Source organism: Hydrogenophaga sp. L99 (assembly GCF_058731905.1).
The window spans coordinates 3,140,001-3,159,232 of sequence record NZ_CM178972.1 but is presented as its reverse complement, the minus strand read 5'-3'; the positions used below and the strand labels follow the sequence as shown (position 1 = coordinate 3,159,232).

The window sequence follows — 19,232 nt, the reverse complement described above, 5'->3', positions numbered from 1 at the left end:
GGTGTGCGGGTAGGTGTTCAGGCCAGCCGCAGCGGCAGGCTGCGCAGGCGCTGGCCGGTGAGGGCGAACAGGGCATTGGCCACGGCGGGCGCAATCGGCGGCAGTCCCGGCTCGCCCACGCCCTCGGGCGGTTCGGTGCTGGGCATCACCGCGCAGGCCACGGTCGGGCATTCGTGCATGCGCAGCGCGGCCTGGTCGTGGAAGTTGCTGGCTTGCGCCTGGCCGTTGACGATGTCGATCTGCCCGTACAGCGCAGCAGAGAGACCAAAGACGATGGCGCTTTCCAGTTGCTGCACGATCAGCTGCGGGTTCACCGGCGTGCCGCAGTCGATGGCGCACCACACGCGGTGCACCTGGATGCTGTTGTCGGCCCGCACGGACACCTCGGCCACTTGCGCCACCACCGAGCCAAACGACTCGTGCAGCGCCACACCGCGCGCGCGCCCTGGCGCGGCGGGCTGGCCCCAGCCGCTCAGGCTGGCCACCTTTTGCAGCACCGCCAGGTGGCGCGGATGCTGCTGCAGCAAGCTGGCCCGAAAGGCCACCGGGTCGGCTTGGGCGGCGTGGGCCACTTCGTCCAGAAAGCACTCTTTGAAAAACGCCTGGTGCGAATGCCCCACGGCACGCCAGAAACCCACTTGCAGCGGCAGGTCCACCGCCTCGTGGGCAATGCGCGCGGCGGGCCATTCGTAGGGCTGGTCAAAGGCGCCTTCGGCGCTGGTTTTGTCGGGGCCGCCACCGGGCAGACCAAACTGGCGCTTGAGCACCTGCGGCATGATGGCCTGGCCCGCCGAGGTGTTTTTCCAGGCCAGCAACTGGTCTTGGGCGCTCAGCCCGGCGGTGAAGCGCGACACGCAGGCCGGGCGGTAAAAGTCGTGCTGCATGTCCTGTTCGCGCGACCACACGGTTTGCACCGGCGAGCCCTCGGCTGCGCGCGCGATGGCCGCGGCCTGGGCAATGAAGTCCACTTCCAGCCGGCGGCCGAAGCCACCGCCGAGCAGCATCACGTTGACCGTCACGGCTTCGGGTTTCAGGCCCAGCACGCTCGCCACCGCGTCGCGGGCCATGCTGGGCACCTGCGTGGACACCCACACCGTGGCCTGGCCGTCTTTGAGCAGCACGGTGCAGTTCATGGGCTCCATGGTGGCGTGCGCCAGGTAGGGCGCGCGGTACTCGGCGCTCACGGTGCGGGCCGCTCCTTGCAGTGCCGCGTCCACGTCCCCGGTGCTGAAGTAGCTGAAGCCCTTGGCACCGCTGTCCAGCGTCTGGGCCAGCTGGGTCATCACGTCGGCGCTGTTGAAACCGGCCAGGGCGCCGTGCTCCCAGGTGATGTCGACCGCGGCCAGTGCGCGCTGGGCCTGCCACGGCCGGCCGGCGATCACCGCCACACCGCCGGTGCCGCCGTGCAGCGGCTCCACCGCCAGCACCTGGCGCACGCCGGGCGCTGCGCTGGCGGCGGCAGCGTCAAACCGGGCCACACGCCCACCCAGCGTGGGGCACATGGTGACGGCGGCATACAGCAGGCCGGCTGGTAGCACGTCCATGCCAAATTGCCCGCTGCCCGTGATCTTGGCCTGGCTGTCCAGCCGGTGCATGGGCTGGCCAATGAGTTTGAATTCAGCGGGCGTTTTCAGCCGGATGCTGGACGGCACAGGAACCAACGCGGCCGCAGCCACGAGCGAGCCGTAGTCCGCAATTTGGCCGCTGGGGCCGAGCACCTGGCCGCGCTCGGTGCGGCAGTCGGCCAGCGCCACGCCCCACTGCTGCGCCGCCGCTGCCAGCAGCATCTGGCGTGCAGCAGCGCCGGCTTCTCGCATGGGCAGCCAGAGGTCTTTCACGCTGGACGAGCCGCCCGTCATCATCACGCCCACATGGCTCACCACCTTGGCCGTGAGGTGGCTGGCTGCACGGCGCACCAAGCCCTGGCTGTCGGGGTGAAACGGCAAGCCGTCCACCACCGCGCTGATGTTGTTGTAAATCTTGTCGATGGGCGCCATCTCGGTCGTGACGCGGATCCAGTCGGCATCGAGTTCGTCGGCCAGCAGCATGGACAGCGAGGTCAGCACGCCCTGGCCCATTTCGCTTTTGCTCATGATCACCGTGACGGTGCCATCCGCCGCGATCTTGACCCAGCCATTGAAGGCCGCTTGCCCTTCTTGCAGCGGCAGGGGGTCGTCGGTGAGCAGGCGCTGGCGCGGTGGCAGCACGGCCCAGCCCAGCACCAGCGCGCCGGTGGCCGCCAAGCTGCTCAAAATGAATTTTCTACGGGTGGTGGTCATGGGTTGGTGTGTGGGCGGGGTGTGGGTGCGGCGCATGGGCCAGGCGGTCGTGCCTGCCAAGGCGGCTGGGCCACGAGCCTACAGGGATTGTTGCGATGCTGCCACCTGCGTGCGCTGAAACCTCGCGCGTAAGATGCCAGCCATGCACGCTCAAGCCCGTTATTGGTCCGATCTCACCACCGCCGATTTTTCGGCGTTGGACACCCGCCGCGCCATTGCTGTGCTGCCTGTGGCCGCCACCGAACAGCACGGCCCGCACCTGCCGCTGTCGGTGGACACCGACCTGGTCAACGGCGTGATGGCTGCCGCGCTGCCGCATCTGGCACCCGATCTGCCCGCGCTGTTTTTGCCCACCCAGGCGGTGGGTTTCAGCCCGGAACACGCCCGGTTTGCTGGCACCCTCACGCTCAAGGCGGAAACTGTGTTGCGCGTGTGGACCGAGTTGGGCGAGTGTGTGGCCGCCAGTGGGGTGAACAAACTGGTGCTGTTCAACGCCCACGGTGGCCAGGTGGGCGCCATGGATCTGGTGGCGCGCGACCTGCGGGCCCGCCTGGGCATGCTGGTCTACAGCGTGAACTGGTTCAACCTGCCGCTGCGCAGCCCCGACGGGCAAGACGTGACCGCCCTGTTCAGCGCCGAAGAGCACCGGTTTGGGATTCATGCGGGCGACATTGAAACGTCGATGATGCTGGCGCTGGCGCCCGCGCGCGTTCGCATGGCGCAGGCCGAGTATTTTCGGTCCACCTCGCAAGACCGGGCCGAGCGCTTCCCCATTTTGGGCAACGGCAAAAGCGCCAAGCTGGGCTGGCAAATGCAAGACTACAACGCCAACGGCGCGGTGGGCAACGCCGCCGCCGCCACGGCCGAGAAAGGCAGGGCCGTGCTCGACGCTGCCGGCCGCGCGCTGGCGCAGTTGCTCAGCGAGATCGACCAGCTGCCGCCGGACACGCTGAGCGACAAAACCGCCTTCAGCTGAGCGGCGAAAGAGACCTGCCACGCTTGCGGACCGTGTGAATCCACCCAGGGCACCCGTGTAGCCGATTCCGCCGGGCCACCAGGTGCGTCCCCCTTGGGGGAAGCCGCGTCAGCGGCGCAGGGGCTTTGCATACGCTACCGGAGCGCGTGTCCCCACCCAGGGCACCCGTGGAACCGGCTTCGCCGGGCCACCAGGTGCGTCCCCCTCGGGGGAAGCCGCGTCAGCGGCGCAGGGGGTCATGCATAAGTGACCCAGTCGGCAAAGGCCGGCGCGTCCAGGTGCGGCAAAGTGTTGTAGGTCAGCAGCGTGTGGCGCTTGGGGTTGAACTGAAATTCGGTCACCGCGCTGTTGCGGATGCGCATGTTCAGCTCAATCGTGCCCTCTGGGCTCAGCCCCAGCACATGGCCCACGGCCGTGGCAATAGGCCCGCCGCTGGACACGATGAGCACCTTGTGGTCGTGGTGCTGCGCGCGCACATGGTCCAGCGCGCTCGTGATGCCGTGTACGAAGTCGGTGTAGCTGGGCATGCCTTGCGGGCTCACGGTGCCTGCCATCCACTGCGCCAGGCCGTCGCGCAGCAGCCGGAAGTGGTGCCGGTACAGCTCGGGTGTGTCGGGCTTTTGCAGCGGGTGCGGGTGCACGGTGTGGATCACGGCGTGGCTGTCGTATTCGTTCAGACCGGGCCAGCTCAGCGCCTCGGTGTTGTGGCCCAGCCCCTCGGCAATGCCGGCCCAGGTCTGGGCATGGCGGCGCAGGGTGCCGGTGATCACGGCGTCAAACCGCACGCCGCGCTCGGCCCAGTAGCGGCCCAGTTGCAGGCTCTGGCGCTGGCCCAGCGGGCTGAGCTGGTCGTAGTCGTCGGCACCAAACGAGGCCTGGCCGTGGCGCACAAGGTAGAGGGTTCCCATGGGCGGCATTCTGTGGGCTGGCTGTGGCGGTGCTTTGTCGCCGCAGCGACTGGCGTGCGCCGGTGCAGTCGCGCAGGCGTCTGCAGGCTTCGTTGCCGGGTGCGGTTGGCGGAACTCGCGGGGCTTTGTGGCGCTTTTGTGCGGGTATCGGTCCAAGCCCTGTGATTCAATGCACGATCATGATCGCCGTTACTTTGTCCCATGCCGCTTGATTTGCTGACCCTCTTGGCCGTTCGGCTGGCGGTGGACTTGCTGATTGCGGTGGCGTTCTTTGCGCTCATGCGCCGCTACCCCGCCATTGGTGGGCCGGGTTGGTGGGCCTCGTCGGCGGTGCTGACCATGGTGGGTTCTTTGGGGCTCTGGTTGCGGGCGGACGGACACGACCTCTTCTCAATCAGCGTCGCCAACACGGTGATGTGCGCCGGGGCGGCCTTTACCTGGCTGGGTTTGCGAAGTTACCTGGGGCTGCCCAGGCCGCTGGGCTGGGTGATCGCGGGTCTGGCGGGCTTGCTCGTGGCCAACGTGTGGCTGTTCAGCGTGTGGAATTCGGTGGCCGGGCGCCAGGTGCTGTTTTCGGTCACAGTGATCGCGGTCGGCCTGCTGGCGGTGCGTGACATCGCCCGCAGCGACCCGCAGCGCCGTGTGCCCGAGCTGCAGATGCTCAAGCTGTTGATTGCGCTGGAATGCGTGTTGCTCGGTGTACTCGGGGTGGCGGTGGTGGTCATGGCGCTGCGCTCGCAAGGGGTTTCCCTGAATCTCGTTGCACCCGCTTTTTTGTTTGCGTTGTTGCTCTCCAAACTGTTGCGTGCAGTGCTGTTCAGCGCCTTGGTGGCGTACCGATTGCGGCGCGACGGCGACCAGGCCCGCCAGGTGTTGCAGATCCGGGAGGCCGATTCCCGCGCTCTGGTGGAAAACCTCAGCGCGGGTGTCATGGTGTTCCGGCCCGACAGCACCCTGTCCCACATCAACGGCGCGGCGCGCTGCTTTCTGGGTTGGGGCGAGGGCGGTGCCAACCCGGCGTTGCCCGAACCCATTGGGCCGCGCTGGACCATGGTGGGCGAAGACGGCCAGCCCATGCGCCGCCACGAAATGCCGTTTGAACGGGTGCTGGCCACCGGCCAGCCGTTGCGCGGTGTGGTGCTGGGCATTTCGGTGGGCGAGGGCGAGCCCGTGCGCTGGGCGCTGTGCAATGCCCACCCTGAAAACGACGCCCATGGGGGCTTGCGCCACGTGGTGCTCACGTTTGTGGACATTTCTTCCCTGCGCGCCGCGCAGGAGCAGCAAAAGGCGCTGCAAAGCCAGCTCTCGCAGTCGCAAAAAATGGAAGCCCTCGGCACGCTGGCCGGCGGTGTGGCGCACGACTTCAACAATATTTTGGCCGCCATCCTGGGCAACGCCGACCTGGCGCGCCAAGACCTGGTGGCCGACGCTCCCGCGCGCGAAAGCCTGCACGAGATCAGTACCGCAGCCCGGCGCGGGCGCGAACTGGTGCGGCAGATTCTGGCCTTCAGCCGCCAGCAGCCCATGGTGCGCCAGCCGGTGCAAGTGGCCGACGTGGTGGCCGAGTCGTGCAGCTTGCTGCGTGCCGCCATCCCGCCGCAGGTGGAGCTGTTGCAGTGCTGTGCGGCGGGCATAGGTCCGGTCATGGCAGACGCCACCCAGCTGGGGCAGGTGCTGCTCAACCTGGGCACCAACGCGGTGTATGCGCTGCAAGGTCGACCCGGACGCATTGAATTTCGGGTGGACGCCCTGGCCCTTGGCCACCCGGCACTGCCCGCCGAGCTCGCCTTCAAGGCTGCCGAGCAAGGCAGAGGCGCCGTGCGCATTCAGGTAATGGACAACGGCAGTGGCATGAGCAAGGCCGTGAGCAGCCGCATGTTTGAACCGTTTTTCACCACCAAGCCCATGGGCAGCGGTACGGGCTTGGGCTTGCCGGTGGTGTTGGGCATTGTCGAGTCGCTGGGCGGCGTCATTGAAGTCCAGAGTGCGGAGGGTCTAGGCACCACGTTTTCGCTGTTTTTCGTGGTGGAGGACGCACCTCGGGAAGACAACCCTGCCAGGGTTTTGGACAGCGCCCCAGCGGTTCACGGCACAATCGACCCAAGCCCCCCTATTCACGCACCCGCCCACCTGGAGAGCCCCACCATGGCCGATGCCCCGACGACGGCGCCGCGACACATTCTGTACCTGGACGACGACGACACCCTGGTCTTTCTGGTGCGCCGCCTGCTGGAGCGCCGCGGGTACCGCGTCACCGCCTTCACCGACCAGGCGCAGGCCATCGACGCAGTACGCGAAAACCCCGAAGGCTTTGACCTGCTGATGACGGACTACAACATGCCCGGCATGTCGGGCCTGGACGTGGCCAAGGCCGTGCTTGCCCTCAGCCCCGCGCTGCCTGTGGCCGTGGCCTCGGGTTACATCACCGACGAACTGCAGTCCCAGGCCCTGGCCGCCGGCGTGCGCGAGGTGGTGTTCAAGACCGATGCGGTGGAAGCCTTTTGTGAAGTGGTGGCGCGGCTGGTCGCTGCCCCAAAGTAAATTTTTACCCCCGCACCGCAGGCGGGGTCATGTTCTTCAGTTTCAGAGCCTCAGTGGTGGCCCGTGTTCGTCAAGACCTCGGCGAACACGCTGCTGTCCACGTTGCCGCCGCACAGGGTGGTGCCGACGACCTGCCCTTTGAGGCGATCCCGTTCCTGCCACGCGGCCGCGAAACTCGCGGCTCCAGCGCCCTCGGCCACGTTGTGGGTGTCGGCAAACAGCCAGCGCATGGCTTGAGCCACTTCGGTGTCGCTGACCTTCACCACATGGTCCAGATGCGGCATCAGCACGGCCAGCGCCGCCGCATCGGCCACGCGGCAGGCCATGCCGTCGGCCAGCGCGGTGGTGACCGGCGCTTCGACCACGCGGCCCGCCGCGATCGAATCGGCGTAGGTGGTGGCGTGCGCGCTGACCACGCCGACGATGCGCGCCGGGTGCCCCAGCGCCCGCTTGGCTGCGATGGCCGAGCACGCGCCCGAGCCCTGGCCGATGGGCACGTAAACCACATCGAGCTGCGGCACGGCCTTGAAGAACTCCCACCAATACGTGCTCACGCCGCGCAGCAGGTCCTTGTGATAGCTCGGCACCATGTGCGCGCCGCGCTCGTCGGCCAGGTGCATCGCGTGTTCGCGGGCGGCCTGGAAGTCTTCACCGTGCTCGATCAGCTGCACGCCGAGCGCGCGCATGGCGTCGTTCTTTTCGGCCGAATTGCCCTGCGGTACCACGATGGAACACGCCACACCGTGCGCGCGCGCCGCCCAGCCCATGCTTTGGCCGTGGTTGCCGCGGGTGGCGCTGATCACTTCGCGCGGCATCGCGCCGCGTTGTCGGAGCTGGTCGAAATACGTCAGGCCGCCGCGGATCTTGAACGCGCCCACCGGCGTGTGGTTTTCGTGCTTCACCCAGCAGTCCGTGCCCAGGCGCTGGCTGAGCGTGCCCCAGCGGTATTGCGGTGTGGCCTGAAACGATTGGTAGACCACCTGGGCGGCGGCTTCGATGTCTTGCAGGTTGGGCAGCTGGAGGGGCATGCAATGGTCCGGTGGGTCAGAAGGTCGAGCTTAGGAGGCGCGGGCCTTGGGGGGTCTCGAGGCGCGCGGTGAGCCCTGCCGGGCCGGACTTCACCGCGAAGGTGTCCAGCCCGACGGCGCCAAGCGCCTGTTGCAGCTCCGTCGCATCGGGGTGGCTGAGCGTGAGGCTTTGCAGCGCGAGCCCGCTGGTGGGCATGGCGTCGGCCGGGTGGGTGTCGCCCCACTGAATCAGCGTGGGCAACGCGCCGCCGAACAGGCGCTGCCCGTCGTCGCGCACGCTGATGCGCCATTGCAGCAGGCCGGCGGGTGTGGGGCGCGACGCGCCGATCACCGGGCCGCGGTGAATGCCCAGGCTGCGCAGACCGGCGGTGGCCGCATCAATGTCGGGCACGCTGGCCACCCAGTGCACCAGTTGCGGGCCGTGCTCAGCCAGCCGCGCCTGCAGGGCCGGGTCGTCCAGATCGAACCACCGCTTGAGCCCGGCGGGGCGCGTGGGTGTGGCCTGCGGGTTGATGGCGATGATTTCCAGGTAGGCGCGCGGGGCCTCGGCGCAGGCCAGCCGCAACAGCCGGTTGTGGGTGCCGAACAGCGCGTGCTCACCACCCGGACCCGGCACCACGCCCAGCGTGGCCTCGCACCAGGCCGCGCCTTCATCCAGCGTGCGCGCGGCCACCACCAGGTGGTCGATCTGTGGGGGCTGCGGCGTGGTCACAGGCGCACCGTGCCGTCGATGCAGGTCACGCTGGTGCCACCGACCCAGACGGTGCCACGGGCATCGCGTTCGATGAACACCCGGCCTTCGCGAGCCAGCGCCGTGCCTTGCGCGGCCACGTAGCGCTCGGGCGCCAGGCCGGCGCCGATCAGCCACTGGCCCAGCGCGGCGTTCAGGCTGCCGGTGACGGGGTCTTCGCGCAGGCCGTTGTTGCCGGGGAAAAAGGCGCGCACTTCAAACGCTGCGTCGCACCCCGCAGGGTGTGGCCCCACCACGCCAATGTCCAGCCCGGCCAGCACCGCCCCATCGGGCTTGAGCGCCAGCACCTGCTCGGCGCTCTTGAGCATCACGCCGCGCCAGTTCGGCCCGTTGTCGCACCAGCTGTGCGCCACGATGTCGCTGCGCGCCACACCCAGACCGCGAGCGATCAGCGCCACATCCGCTTCGTCCAATGGGCCGCTTTTGATCAGCGGTGGCGCCGCGAAGGCCAGCTGCTCGCCCTCGCGCTGGATCTTCACCAGGCCCACGCCGCATTCCTGTACCACGTGTTTCGCCTGCGGCACGCCGCCGGCTTCCAGCCACGCGTGGCAAGTGCCCAGCGTGGGGTGGCCGGCAAACGGCAGCTCGCGCCCGGGGCAGAAAATGCGCACGCGGTAGTCGGCCCCGCTGGCGCGGCCTTCGGGCGTGGGCGGCAACACAAAGGTGCACTCTGACAGGTTGGTCCAGTTGGTGAAGTGCTGCATGGCCTCGGTGCTGAGTCCGTTGCCGTCGAGCACCACCGCCAGCGGGTTGCCTCGGTAGGGTGTGGCGGTGAACACGTCCACCTGTTTGAAGGGTCTGGATGTTGGTGGCATGGGCCTTTTGCAGTTGCAGTTGCAGTTGCAGTTGCAGTTGCAGTTGCAGTTGCAGTTGCAGTTGCAGTTGCAGTTGCGTTTGCGTTTGCGTTTGCGTTTGCGTTTGCGTTTGCGGTCAGTGGCTGGAGCGGATGGCCCGGGCCAGCGCCGCAATGCCGGTGCGAATTTGCTCCACGTTGGCGGTGACGAAGCTCAGTCGCAGGGTGCGCGGGTCGGCGTGGTCGGCGTAAAACGCGCTGCCGGGCACAAAGGCCACGTTCTGCTCCACCGCCTTGGGCAGCAGCTCAATGGCGTTCATGCCTTCGGGCAGGCGCACCCACAGAAACATGCCGCCGTCGGGCTCGTTCCACTGCACGTCCAGGCCGGCCATTTCGGACTTCAGGGCGTCCAGCATGGCGTGGCACTGGCGCTTGTACAGCGCGCGGATGGTGGGTATGTGGCGCTCCAGAAAACCGTCTTTGATGACCTCGGCCACCACGCGCTGGTTGAAGCTGGGGCTGTGTAGGTCGGCCGCTTGCTTGGCTTGCAGCAGCTTGGGGTACACGCTGGCGGGCGCCACCAGAAAACCGAGGCGCAAACCCGGTGCCAGAATTTTCGAAAACGAACCCAGGTAAATACAGCCGTCGGGGTTCAGTGCGGTCAGCGGTGTCGGCGGGGGCTGGTCAAACCACAGGTCGCCGTAGGGGTTGTCTTCCACCAGCGGCAGGCCCAGCCGGGCGGCGGCGTCCACCAGGGCCTGGCGCCGGGCCAGGTCCATGCTGCGACCGGTGGGGTTCTGGAAGTTGGGCAACACATACAGAAAACGCGGCGCGGCCTGCGGGTTGGCCACCGGGTCCAGGTCCAGCGTCAGCAAGCGCCGGCGCTCCAGGCTCTCCGGGTGGTCAGCGCCTGCGCCCAGCTGTTCCAGCAGCGCAGCCACGTCCACACCGCCGTCGTCGCTGGCCACGCCTTCAATCACCGGCTCCATGGGCGAAAACGCCTGCAGCGCGCCCAGGTAGGTGGGCGTTTCCACCAGCACGCGGCTGCCCGCGTCAATCAGCACCTTGCCCACCAGGTCCAGCCCTTGCTGGCTGCCGGTGGTGATGAGCACCTGCGCTGGGTCCACCGCCCAAGGCAGGCTGGCCGCCACCCACTCGCGCAGCGGCGCAAAGCCCTCGCTGGCGGCGTATTGCAGCGAGGCGCGCCCGCTTTCCAGGCCGTGGCCGTGCAGCACCCGCTCGCAGGCCTCGGCAAACGCGTCTACCGGAAAGGTTTCGGTGGACGGCAAGCCGCCCGCAAAACTGATGATGCCGGGCTTTTCGGTCACCTTCAGGATCTCGCGGATCACCGACGGGTTCATTTTGTGGGCGCGCTGGGCCAGGGTCCAGGGGCTGTGGCTCATGGTGCTTCCTTGTGGGGTTGGGGTGTTGATGAAGTGGCGGGCGCGGCCATGCGGCGCCCCATAAAAACGGTGGCCACCACGGCCAGGGCAAAGCCCAGGGTGGTGAGGTCCAGTGATTCTCCCAGCAGCGGCACGGCGGCCACGATGCTGACGAAAGGTTGCAGCAACTGCAGCTGGCTCACCCGCAGCGCGCCGCCCAGCGCCAGGCCGCGAAACCAGGCAAAAAAACCGGCCCACATGGAAAACACGCCCACATACACCAGCGCCAGCCAGGCTGAGGCGTTCACGGCTTGCTCTGGCCAGGTCAGCAGGGCGCCTGGCACGGTGATGGGCAGGGCCATCACGCAGACCCAGCTGATCACCCGCTCGGCGCCCAGTGCTGGCGTGACCTTGGCGCCCGCCACATAACCCACCGAAGCCGCCAGCACGGCGCCCACCAGCAGCAGGTCGGCCCAGGCCAGGCCAAAACCGTGCCCTTGCTGCCAGGCGCGCAACACGCTATAGGCGGCCACCAGCAGGCTGCCCAGCCCGGCAAACAGCCAGAAGCCCAGGCGCGCGCGCTGGTGCAGCAGCCAAGCCGCAGCAGCAGCGGTGGCCAGCGGTAGCAGGGCGGTGATGACGGCGGCGTGGCTCGCGGTGACGTAGCGCAGTGCCCAGCCCAGCAGCAGCGGGTAGCCAATGGCGTTGCCCAGCAGCGAGAGCGCCAGCGGCTTGCGGTGCTGCGGTGCCGGCAGGGGCGAGCGCGTGGCCAGCAAGTAGATGATGGACAAGCCCCCGGCCAGTGCCGCGCGGCCCCAGGTGACAAACCAGGGCGAAAGCTGCGGCGCGTCAGCGGTGCCGGTGGCCAGCCGCGTCATGGGCAGGGTGAGCCGAACACCACCACGCCCACCAGGCCCAGCCACAGGCCCAGGGTTTGGTCGCGCTGGTCTTGCGCCGCCAGCAGGCTCACGCCGGTGGTCATTGCAAGCCTCCAGCGGCGCTGCCTGCCAGGCCCAGCCCGGTGCTCAGCATCCAGGCCGCGGTGAGCACCAGGGCCAGCGCCATGCAGCGGTTGAACACCAGCAGCCGCCCGCCGGTGGGCTGCCCGTCCACCACCGGCCCGGCCAGCCAGTGGCGCAGCAGCGAGCCCACCGTGGCGTAGGTGAGGTTGCTGAAAAATGCGTAGGCCAGCAACACCGGCAGCACCTGCACGAAGCGCTCGGCCGCGTCGGGCCGGCCCGCCACCCAGCCCGCGACGATGGACAGCGCCAGCATCCAGGCCTTGATGTTCAAAAATTGCAGCATCACGCCTTGGGTGAAGGTCACGTTCAGCCGCGCCGCGTTCACCGCGCTCAGGTTGCGGCTGCCGGAAAGCCGCCAGGCCAGCCACAGCAAATAGCCCACGCCGCCCAGCAAAATGCTCCAGCGCAACAGCGGCAGCGCCACCACCAGCGCGCCCACGCCGCCCGCGCACAGGGCAAACAGCAGGCCCCAGCCCACCGGCACGGCGCACACAAAACGCATGGCGCGGCGAAGTCCGAAGTTGGCCGCGAGCGCGGTGGACAGCGTGGTGTTGGGCCCGGGTGTGAAGCTGGTGGCCGTGGCCAGCACCAGCAGCGCGCTGAATTCGGCGGCGTTCATGCCAGGCCCTGCACGGGCGTCGGTTCGACGGTAGAAAAAGCTTGTGAGCGCATGGCAGACACTTTATCCTTTCAAAACCATACACAAGCCATACAGTTCAGGGGTTCAGTTCATAAACTGTGTGAGCTGCTTTGCTCATACACCCGCACCGCCAACGCCATGTTTTCTGACACCGAAACAACCCCGTCCGATGCCTTGGCCAGTGCGCCCGCCCTCACGCGCACGGCGGCCCAAACGCTGGCTGAGCAGTTGGCGGCCCGCTTTGCCGACCGCATCCGCGACCGCCTACTGGCCCCCGGCGCCCGTTTGCCCAGCGTGCGCCAGTGTGCCGCCCAGCACGGGTTGAACCCGTCCACCGTGGTGGCGGCCTACGACCTCTTGCTGGCCCAGGGCCTGGTGCTGGCGCAGCGCAACCGGGGTTTTTTTGTGCGCGACCGAGCGCCGCTGCGCGAGAGCCCCGCCGCGCGATCTGGCGCCCTTGCGGCTGCAGCGGGCGCGGCCGACCCCCCCGTGCGCATGGCGGCCCCTGTGAACGCGGCCGCCCTCATTCGCGGCATGTTTCACCCGGCGGGCTCACGGCCGCAACCCGGCATGGGCGCCTTTCCGCCCGACTGGATGGCGTCCACCTTCCTGCAAGCCGCGGTGCGCCGCGTCACCACCCCGCAGGCGCTGGCCGACAGTTCGCTGCGCTACGGCGAGCCGCTGGGCGACGGCCACCTGCGCCGCGTGCTGGCCGACCGGCTGCAAAGTATGGGGCTGCCGGTGGGCCCGCAGCAGATCATCACCTCGGTGGGCGCCACCCACGCGCTGGACATTGTTAGCCGCACCCTGCTGAAACCGGGCGATTGCGTGATGGTGGAAGAGCCCGGCTGGGCGGTGGAATTTGCCCGGCTGGCGGCCATGGGCATGCGCATACTGCCGGTGCCGCGCGGCCCGGCCGGGCCCGACCTGGCGGTGATGGCGCGCTACTGCGAGGCCCATGCGCCCAAGCTGTTTGTGAGCGTGAGTGTGTTGCACAACCCCACCGGTTACAGCCTGTCGCCGGCCAGCGCCCACCGCGTGTTGCAGCTGGCCCAGCAGCACGACTTTTACGTGGTGGAAGACGACACCTACGGCCACATTGCCCCCGAGCACGCCACCCGCATGAGCGTGCTCGACGGTTTGCAGCGCACCATCTACGTGAGCGGCTTTGCCAAGATCCTGGCGCCCAACTGGCGGGTGGGCTACCTGGCCGCGCCCGCCGAATGGGTGGAACGCCTGCTGGACACCAAGCTGCTGACCACGCTCACCACGCCCAGCCTGCTGGAGCGCGCGCTGGCGCACTGCATCGAGCAAGGCCAGCTGCGCCGCCACGCCGAGCGCATCCGCAGCCGGCTCGACCTGGCGCGCACCCGCAGCGCGCGCCTGGCGCAGGCGGCGGGTTGCCGCTTTGTGTCGGAGCCGGCGGGCCTGTTTGGCTGGGTGGACACAGGGGTCGATACCGAGGCCTTGTCGCAGCGCATGCTCGACGAGGGTTACCTCATAGCGCCCGGGGCGCTGTTTCATGCGGCGCGTGCGCCCAGCACGCTGATGCGCATCAACTTTGCGACCACGCAAGACGCTGCCTTTTGGTCGGTTTTCAGCCAAAAGGTGGCTGCGCACTGAGGTGCCGCCCACTTGGCTGGACCATGCTTTCACCACAAAGGCGGTCGGCCTGAACCTTCAAAAGGGTTTGCCAGACCCTGCACTGGGGCATGCAGCCCGCCGGGCAACGGCCGTGGCCCGGTTCAGTGCTGGGTGTTGGAGGCGGGGTGGTCAAACAGATCGTCGCCAGCGTCGGCCAGCAGCTTGGCCAGTGACTGGTCAATCTGCCGTGCTTCGGCCTGCAGCAGGGGCAGGGCGCGTTCAAACAACTGCCAGTCTCCCGAGCGCGCTGCCAGCTCCAGCCCTTTGGCCAGCCGTGCGCCCCGCTCAGCCGTCATGCTGCCCAGCGAGCCTTTGAGACCGTGCGCGTGGGCCACCGCCGCTGCCGTGTCTCGGGTCGCCAGCGCACGCTGCATCTCGGCTTGGCGCTGCGCCAGGTCGCTGCGCATAGCGATGGCCAGTTGTTTCAAGGTGGCCTCGTCGCCATCCAGCCGGCGCCGCAGCTTGTCCACGTCGATGGCTTCAGGTCGTGCTGTGGCGCGCATCGCCGCTTCAGGGGCTGCAGGCGCAGGCGCTGGTGCGGCCGTCACAGGCGCTGTGGGTGCAGGGGAGCGCCCCGCTGGGCGCTTCAGCACCCGGTCCATTTCAGCCATCAGGGCTTGCGGGCTCACGGGCTTTGGCGTGTAGCCATCCATGCCCGCAGCCAGGCACTGTTCCCGGTCGCCGCTCATGGCGTTGGCCGTCACCGCCACGATGGGCGTGCGGTTGTAACGACGGCGCGTTTCCAGTTCGCGAATTTTTTGCGTCGCCTCCAGGCCGCTCATGCCGGGCATCTGCACGTCCATCAAAATAAGCTCAACGCCGCCTTGGTCCCACAAAGCCACCGCTTGCGCACCGCCGCGGGCCACCCGCACCGTGCAGCCCAGGCGCAGCAGCAGCTGGCGCATCATGAGTTCGTTCACCGGGTTGTCTTCGGCCAGCAGCACCACCAGACCGGCATAGCGCGGCCCAGCCTGCGCCACCTCGCTCAGCTCCATGTGCCCGCTGAGCGGACCGTCACCGCTTGACGTGGGTGCCAAACGAAGCGGCAGGGTGAGTGCAAACGTGCTGCCTTGGCCGAGCTCGCTGGTTAGTGCAATTTCGCCCCCCATCAGGCGCGCCAGGCGGGCACAAATGGCCAGGCCCAGCCCGCTGCCGCCATAACGGCGCGCGGTCGAGGCGTCGGCCTGGGTGAAGGCGTCAAAAATCCCCGCCTGGTGTTTTTTGGCAATGCCCACGCCGCTGTCCTGCACCTGCAGTTTCAGGCTGGCCGGCTGCCCGGATGCGGCCGGCACCACGGCGGCTTGCACCGTGATGCGGCCACCGCGCGGCGTGAACTTGAGGGCGTTGGATATCAAATTGCCCAGCACCTGGCGCAACCGCCCGGGGTCGCCCATGACGGCCTGTGGCAAATCGGGCGGCAGCACCAGTTGCCAGTCCAGCGGCTTGCTGCGCGCCTGCTCGGCGTAGGGGCCCACGGCTTCTTCAATGGTGCGGCGCAGGTTGAAGCGCACGTTCTCCACGTCGAGCTTGCCGGCTTCGATACGCGACAGGTCCAGGATGTCGTTGAGCAAGGCCAGCAGGGCATGCGCCGAACTGTCCATCAGGTTCAGCCAGCTCGTTTGCTCGACGTTGAGCGGCGAGTCCATCAACATGCGGGTCAGGCCCATCAGCGCATTCAACGGTGTGCGCACCTCGTGGCTGATGTTGGCGAGAAATTCGCTTTTTGCGCGGCTGGCTTGCTCGGCCAGTTCGCGCGCACGGTTGCTGTCTTGTTGCGCCTGTTGGCGTTCGCTGACGTCGGCCAGCGTGCCCATGAGCCGCAGGGGTTTGCCCTGGCTGTCATGCTCGGCCACCATCGCGTGGCTCTCAATCCAAAGCCAGCCGTCGGGCGTTCGGGTGCGGTGTTGAATCACCGCGCGCTGGGTCGCCCCGCTGAGCAGCGCGGCCTGGTGCGCCTGCATGGCGGGCACGTCGTCCGGGTGCACGCGGGCTGTCAGGTCGGCCACATCCCAATAGGCGTCCATGGCAATGTCGCCCACCATTTCACCCCAGCGGGCGGTCAAAAACACCTGCTTGGCGGGCAGTTGCCAGTCCCACAAGGCCAGACCGGCCGCGTCCACGGCCAGTTGCAGCCGGTCGCGGGTCTCGTCCAGCGCCTCTTCGGCCAGCAGGCGGCTGTTGGACTCCCGGTGTACCGAACTGCGCAACCGGTCGAGCTCGGCGTTTTGCCGATCCAGCTCCGCCATCAGCCGCTGCGTGCGCTCGCGCTCCTGCCGAAGCTCGTTCAGGGAGCGTTGCAGGTCTTGCGCAAGGCGGTCGGGCGTCATGGGGCTCGGGTGGTTTTGGTCGTCGCCAGATGCGCGATGGGTTGCTGATTTTCAGCTGCCGCCCAAGGCTTCCCAGCGCTCCATGGCTTGCAGCCATTCGCCTTCTATTTCGGCATGTCGGGCGCCAAGTTGAGCCGCGCGTGCCGCATCGGCCGCATACAGCTGCCCACTGTTGAGCTGCTGGTTGATTTCTGCTTGCTCGGCTTCCAGCTTGGCAATGCGCTCCGGCAGCGCGTCGTATTCACGCTGTTCTTTGTAGCTCAGCTTCTTCTTGGGGGCAGGCGCTGGTGCGGCTGCGGGTGGGCTGGCAACGGCTGCCGTGTTGGCAGCCTTGCTGGCATTCGTGTTGCCGGCGGCGCTTTTCTCGCGCTGCATCGCTTCGGAGCGGGCCGACTGGGTCAGCCAGTCCTGCACATCCCCCACATACTCGCGCCAGCGGCCTTCGCCCTCGCTCACGATCGTGCTGGTCACCACGTTGTCCAAGAAGCGGCGGTCGTGGCTGACCAGGAACACCGTTCCTTCGTACTGCTGCAACAAATCTTCCAGCAGCTCCAGGGTGTCAATGTCCAGGTCGTTGGTGGGCTCGTCCAGCACCAATACGTTGGCCGGGCGCGCAAACAGCCGCGCCAGCAACAACCGGTTGCGCTCGCCACCCGAGAGCGTGCGCACCGGCGCATTGGCCCGTGCCGGTGAAAACAGGAAGTCGCTCAGGTAGCTCTTGACATGGGTGCGCTTGTTGCCAATCTCGATCCATTCACTGCCGGGGCTGATGAAATCTTCCAGCGTGGCATCCAGGTCAATCTGGTCGCGCATCTGGTCAAAATAGGCCACGTTTTGTTTGCTGCCCAGGCGCACTGTGCCGCTGTCGGGTGCGAGTTCACCCAGAATGATCTTTAGCAAGGTCGTCTTGCCCGCACCGTTGGGTCCAATCAAACCAATCTTGTCGCCGCGCAAAATCGTGGCTGAGAAGTCCTTGATCACCGTGCGAAGCCCGCCGTCTGCCGTTGGGTAAGACTTGGTCACCTTCTCCAGCTCCGCCACAATCTTGCCGCTGGCGCTGCCGCTGGCCACTTCCAGCTTCACACTGCCCAAGGCATCACGCCGCTGCGCACGTTGTGCCCGCAAGGCCTCCAGTCGGGTAATGCGCCCTTGCGCTCGCGTGCGCCGCGCCTCCACCCCTTGGCGAATCCACACCTCTTCCTGTGCCAGCAGCTTGTCCGCACGGGCGCTGATTACCGCTTCCTGCGCCATTTGTTCTTCTTTGAGCAATTGGTACTGGGCAAAATTGCCCGGGTAGCTCAGCAGCCGGCCCCGGTCCAGCTCAATCATGCGGGTCGCCACGCGGTCCAGAAAGGCACGGTCGTGGCTGATGGTCACCACGCTGCCCTTGTATTCCAGCAGCAAGTCCTCCAGCCAGGTGATGCTGTCCAGGTCCAGGTGGTTGGTGGGTTCGTCCAGCAGCAGCACGTCCGGCCGGCTCACAAGCGCTTGCGCCAGCGCCACCCGTTTCTTGTTACCACCCGAAAGCGCGCCCACCTTCACATCACCTTCAAGGTGCAGGCGGTGCAACGTCTCATCCACCCGTTGCTCCCAGTTCCACGCATCCAGAGCCTCAATGCGGTTCTGCAAGGCGTCCAGATCCAGCCCGTCCGCGCCACTCAAATAGAGGTCGCGTGCGGCACGCGCGTCGGCCAGGCCCACACTGGCCGCTTCAAACACCGTGCTGTCCAAGTCCAATATGGGTTCTTGAGGCACATAGGCCACTCGCAGACCGGTCTGCACCTGCACCGTGCCGTCATCGGGCTTTTCCAGTCCAGCCAAAATCTTGAGCATTGACGACTTGCCGGTGCCGTTGCGGCCAATCAGGCCCACCCGCTCCTGGGCCTCCAGCGCAAAGTCGGTGTGGTCGAGCAGCGCCACATGGCCAAAGGCCAGTTGCGCGTTCTGCAGGGTGATAAGTGCCATGAAAGTGCCGGAGTAAAGTTCTGGCGATTATCCCTGCCCATCCGATACGCGTTGAAAGCGCACAGACACGCTGTGAGAAGCTGGTGTGCTCCCCCGCCCGCGCCATACGTTGGAGCCGCTAGAGAGGGCGGGGGGGCAAAGCTGCGCGGAAAGGGACTACCATCCAAACAGCCGCCAAGTTCGGTGCGGCGCACGAGCAGGGTAGATCTGAATCGGCTATCTAGCCAGCCTGACGTCCGGGGCCACTTGAAAGCGATGGCTAGAAGTGCAGCCGGCTTCGCTTCAAAAATTTAGCCAAGCTGTTGACCGCCGCGAAAAAAACGATGTATACTGCAAGGCTTCGCTGATCGCCGCAAGGTAAGCAACCCAAGTCTGCGAAGTGGGCTGAGTCTTCTAGGTAAAAACCCTAAAATACTTTTCCAGACACCAAAAACTGTGTCATAATACGAGGCTCAGCTGATCGCAGCTAAGCAAGACGGATGAGGTGGCAAGTGCTGCTGAGTTTGTTGGATCATTAAAAATATACAGCCGATAAGCGTGGGCGTTTGAAGGCGATTGCAAAAACGGATTCTTCGGAGTCCAAGTCGCAAGACTTTAAACGTTCATGAAAATAGAAATGAAGTTTACTTCGTTTGCGTTTTTATGAGTAAATTCAAGATCGAACTAAAGAGTTTGATCCTGGCTCAGATTGAACGCTGGCGGCATGCTTTACACATGCAAGTCGAACGGTAACAGGCCGCAAGGTGCTGACGAGTGGCGAACGGGTGAGTAATGCATCGGAACGTGCCCAGTCGTGGGGGATAACGCAGCGAAAGCTGCGCTAATACCGCATACGATCTAAGGATGAAAGCGGGGGACCGTAAGGCCTCGCGCGATTGGAGCGGCCGATGTCAGATTAGGTAGTTGGTGGGGTAAAGGCTCACCAAGCCGACGATCTGTAGCTGGTCTGAGAGGACGACCAGCCACACTGGAACTG

At 66.6% G+C, this 19,232-nt stretch carries 12 protein-coding genes, 1 rRNA gene and 1 pseudogene (1 of these 14 only partly in view); 4 read left to right on the top strand and 10 right to left on the bottom strand.

What is annotated here, in order from left to right:
- Nucleotides 1-17: 17 nt before the first annotated feature.
- Entirely contained in the window at nt 18-2,279 is a 2,262-nt protein-coding gene (locus AC4QBL_RS14985; RefSeq protein ID WP_472908121.1) for a xanthine dehydrogenase family protein molybdopterin-binding subunit, read from the bottom strand.
- Between the two features lie 133 nt (nt 2,280-2,412).
- On the opposite strand from AC4QBL_RS14985, the gene AC4QBL_RS14980 reads away from it, so the two are divergent.
- Entirely contained in the window at nt 2,413-3,255 is an 843-nt protein-coding gene (locus AC4QBL_RS14980; protein ID WP_472901625.1) for a creatininase family protein, read from the top strand.
- Between the two features lie 236 nt (nt 3,256-3,491).
- On the opposite strand, the gene AC4QBL_RS14975 is transcribed toward AC4QBL_RS14980, so the two are convergent.
- Nucleotides 3,492-4,163: a histidine phosphatase family protein gene (locus tag AC4QBL_RS14975; protein ID WP_472901626.1), complete on the bottom strand. Its 672-nt coding sequence runs from the start codon at nt 4,161-4,163 to the stop codon at nt 3,492-3,494.
- Nucleotides 4,164-4,364: 201 nt separating this feature from the next.
- Here AC4QBL_RS14975 and AC4QBL_RS14970 point away from each other — a divergent pair, with 201 nt between their 5' ends.
- A complete protein-coding gene (locus AC4QBL_RS14970) occupies nt 4,365-6,704 on the top strand; it encodes a hybrid sensor histidine kinase/response regulator (protein ID WP_472908122.1) in 2,340 nt (779 codons plus the stop codon).
- Between the two features lie 50 nt (nt 6,705-6,754).
- On the opposite strand, the gene AC4QBL_RS14965 is transcribed toward AC4QBL_RS14970, so the two are convergent.
- The 6 genes and pseudogenes from AC4QBL_RS14965 to AC4QBL_RS14940 all read right to left on the bottom strand — a co-directional run bounded on the left by AC4QBL_RS14965 (nt 6,755) and on the right by AC4QBL_RS14940 (nt 12,299).
- Complete coding sequence (locus tag AC4QBL_RS14965; RefSeq protein WP_472901628.1) at nt 6,755-7,732, bottom strand: threonine dehydratase; 978 nt, start codon at nt 7,730-7,732, stop codon at nt 6,755-6,757.
- A 16-nt stretch (nt 7,733-7,748) separates the two neighbouring features.
- Nucleotides 7,749-8,444: a VOC family protein gene (locus AC4QBL_RS14960; protein ID WP_472908123.1), complete on the bottom strand. Its 696-nt coding sequence runs from the start codon at nt 8,442-8,444 to the stop codon at nt 7,749-7,751.
- Nucleotides 8,441-9,298, bottom strand: a complete 858-nt coding sequence (locus tag AC4QBL_RS14955; RefSeq protein WP_472908124.1) for a PhzF family phenazine biosynthesis protein — start codon at nt 9,296-9,298, stop codon at nt 8,441-8,443. Before AC4QBL_RS14955 ends, AC4QBL_RS14960 begins: the two co-directional genes overlap by 4 nt.
- 115 nt (nt 9,299-9,413) lie before the next feature.
- Nucleotides 9,414-10,679, bottom strand: a complete 1,266-nt coding sequence (locus AC4QBL_RS14950) for an aminotransferase-like domain-containing protein (RefSeq protein ID WP_472908125.1) — start codon at nt 10,677-10,679, stop codon at nt 9,414-9,416.
- Nucleotides 10,676-11,640, bottom strand: a pseudogene (locus AC4QBL_RS14945) (DMT family transporter). The gene AC4QBL_RS14950 and the pseudogene AC4QBL_RS14945 overlap by 4 nt, the downstream one beginning before the upstream one ends.
- Entirely contained in the window at nt 11,637-12,299 is a 663-nt protein-coding gene (locus AC4QBL_RS14940) for a LysE family translocator (protein WP_472908126.1), read from the bottom strand. Before AC4QBL_RS14940 ends, AC4QBL_RS14945 begins: the two are co-directional and overlap by 4 nt.
- A gap of 159 nt (nt 12,300-12,458) precedes the next feature.
- Here AC4QBL_RS14940 and AC4QBL_RS14935 point away from each other — a divergent pair, with 159 nt between their 5' ends.
- Complete coding sequence (locus AC4QBL_RS14935; protein ID WP_472901634.1) at nt 12,459-13,943, top strand: aminotransferase-like domain-containing protein; 1,485 nt, start codon at nt 12,459-12,461, stop codon at nt 13,941-13,943.
- A gap of 122 nt (nt 13,944-14,065) precedes the next feature.
- Here the strand turns inward: AC4QBL_RS14935 and AC4QBL_RS14930 are convergent, their stop codons facing one another.
- Together AC4QBL_RS14930 and AC4QBL_RS14925 are read right to left on the bottom strand one after the other, a co-directional pair.
- Nucleotides 14,066-16,291: an ATP-binding protein gene (locus AC4QBL_RS14930; protein WP_472901635.1), complete on the bottom strand. Its 2,226-nt coding sequence runs from the start codon at nt 16,289-16,291 to the stop codon at nt 14,066-14,068.
- A 51-nt stretch (nt 16,292-16,342) separates the two neighbouring features.
- The gene (locus tag AC4QBL_RS14925) at nt 16,343-18,256 is read right to left on the bottom strand and encodes an ATP-binding cassette domain-containing protein (RefSeq protein ID WP_472901636.1); all 1,914 of its coding nucleotides are present in this window, start codon (nt 18,254-18,256) and stop codon (nt 16,343-16,345) included.
- A gap of 660 nt (nt 18,257-18,916) precedes the next feature.
- Between AC4QBL_RS14925 and AC4QBL_RS14920 the strand changes: the two genes are divergently transcribed.
- Nucleotides 18,917-19,232 (top strand): 16S ribosomal RNA (locus tag AC4QBL_RS14920); it runs 1,217 nt beyond the window's last position.

Coding starts and splice junctions, on each gene's coding strand:
- AC4QBL_RS14985 (WP_472908121.1), bottom strand. CDS start 2,279: ATGACCACCACCCGTAGAAAATTCATTTTGAGCAGCTTGGCGGCCACC.
- AC4QBL_RS14980 (WP_472901625.1), top strand. CDS start 2,413: ATGCCAGCCATGCACGCTCAAGCCCGTTATTGGTCCGATCTCACCACC.
- AC4QBL_RS14975 (WP_472901626.1), bottom strand. CDS start 4,163: ATGGGAACCCTCTACCTTGTGCGCCACGGCCAGGCCTCGTTTGGTGCC.
- AC4QBL_RS14970 (WP_472908122.1), top strand. CDS start 4,365: ATGCCGCTTGATTTGCTGACCCTCTTGGCCGTTCGGCTGGCGGTGGAC.
- AC4QBL_RS14965 (WP_472901628.1), bottom strand. CDS start 7,732: ATGCCCCTCCAGCTGCCCAACCTGCAAGACATCGAAGCCGCCGCCCAG.
- AC4QBL_RS14955 (WP_472908124.1), bottom strand. CDS start 9,298: ATGCCACCAACATCCAGACCCTTCAAACAGGTGGACGTGTTCACCGCC.
- AC4QBL_RS14950 (WP_472908125.1), bottom strand. CDS start 10,679: ATGAGCCACAGCCCCTGGACCCTGGCCCAGCGCGCCCACAAAATGAAC.
- AC4QBL_RS14940 (WP_472908126.1), bottom strand. CDS start 12,299: ATGAACGCCGCCGAATTCAGCGCGCTGCTGGTGCTGGCCACGGCCACC.
- AC4QBL_RS14935 (WP_472901634.1), top strand. CDS start 12,459: ATGTTTTCTGACACCGAAACAACCCCGTCCGATGCCTTGGCCAGTGCG.
- AC4QBL_RS14930 (WP_472901635.1), bottom strand. CDS start 16,291: ATGACGCCCGACCGCCTTGCGCAAGACCTGCAACGCTCCCTGAACGAG.
- AC4QBL_RS14925 (WP_472901636.1), bottom strand. CDS start 18,256: ATGGCACTTATCACCCTGCAGAACGCGCAACTGGCCTTTGGCCATGTG.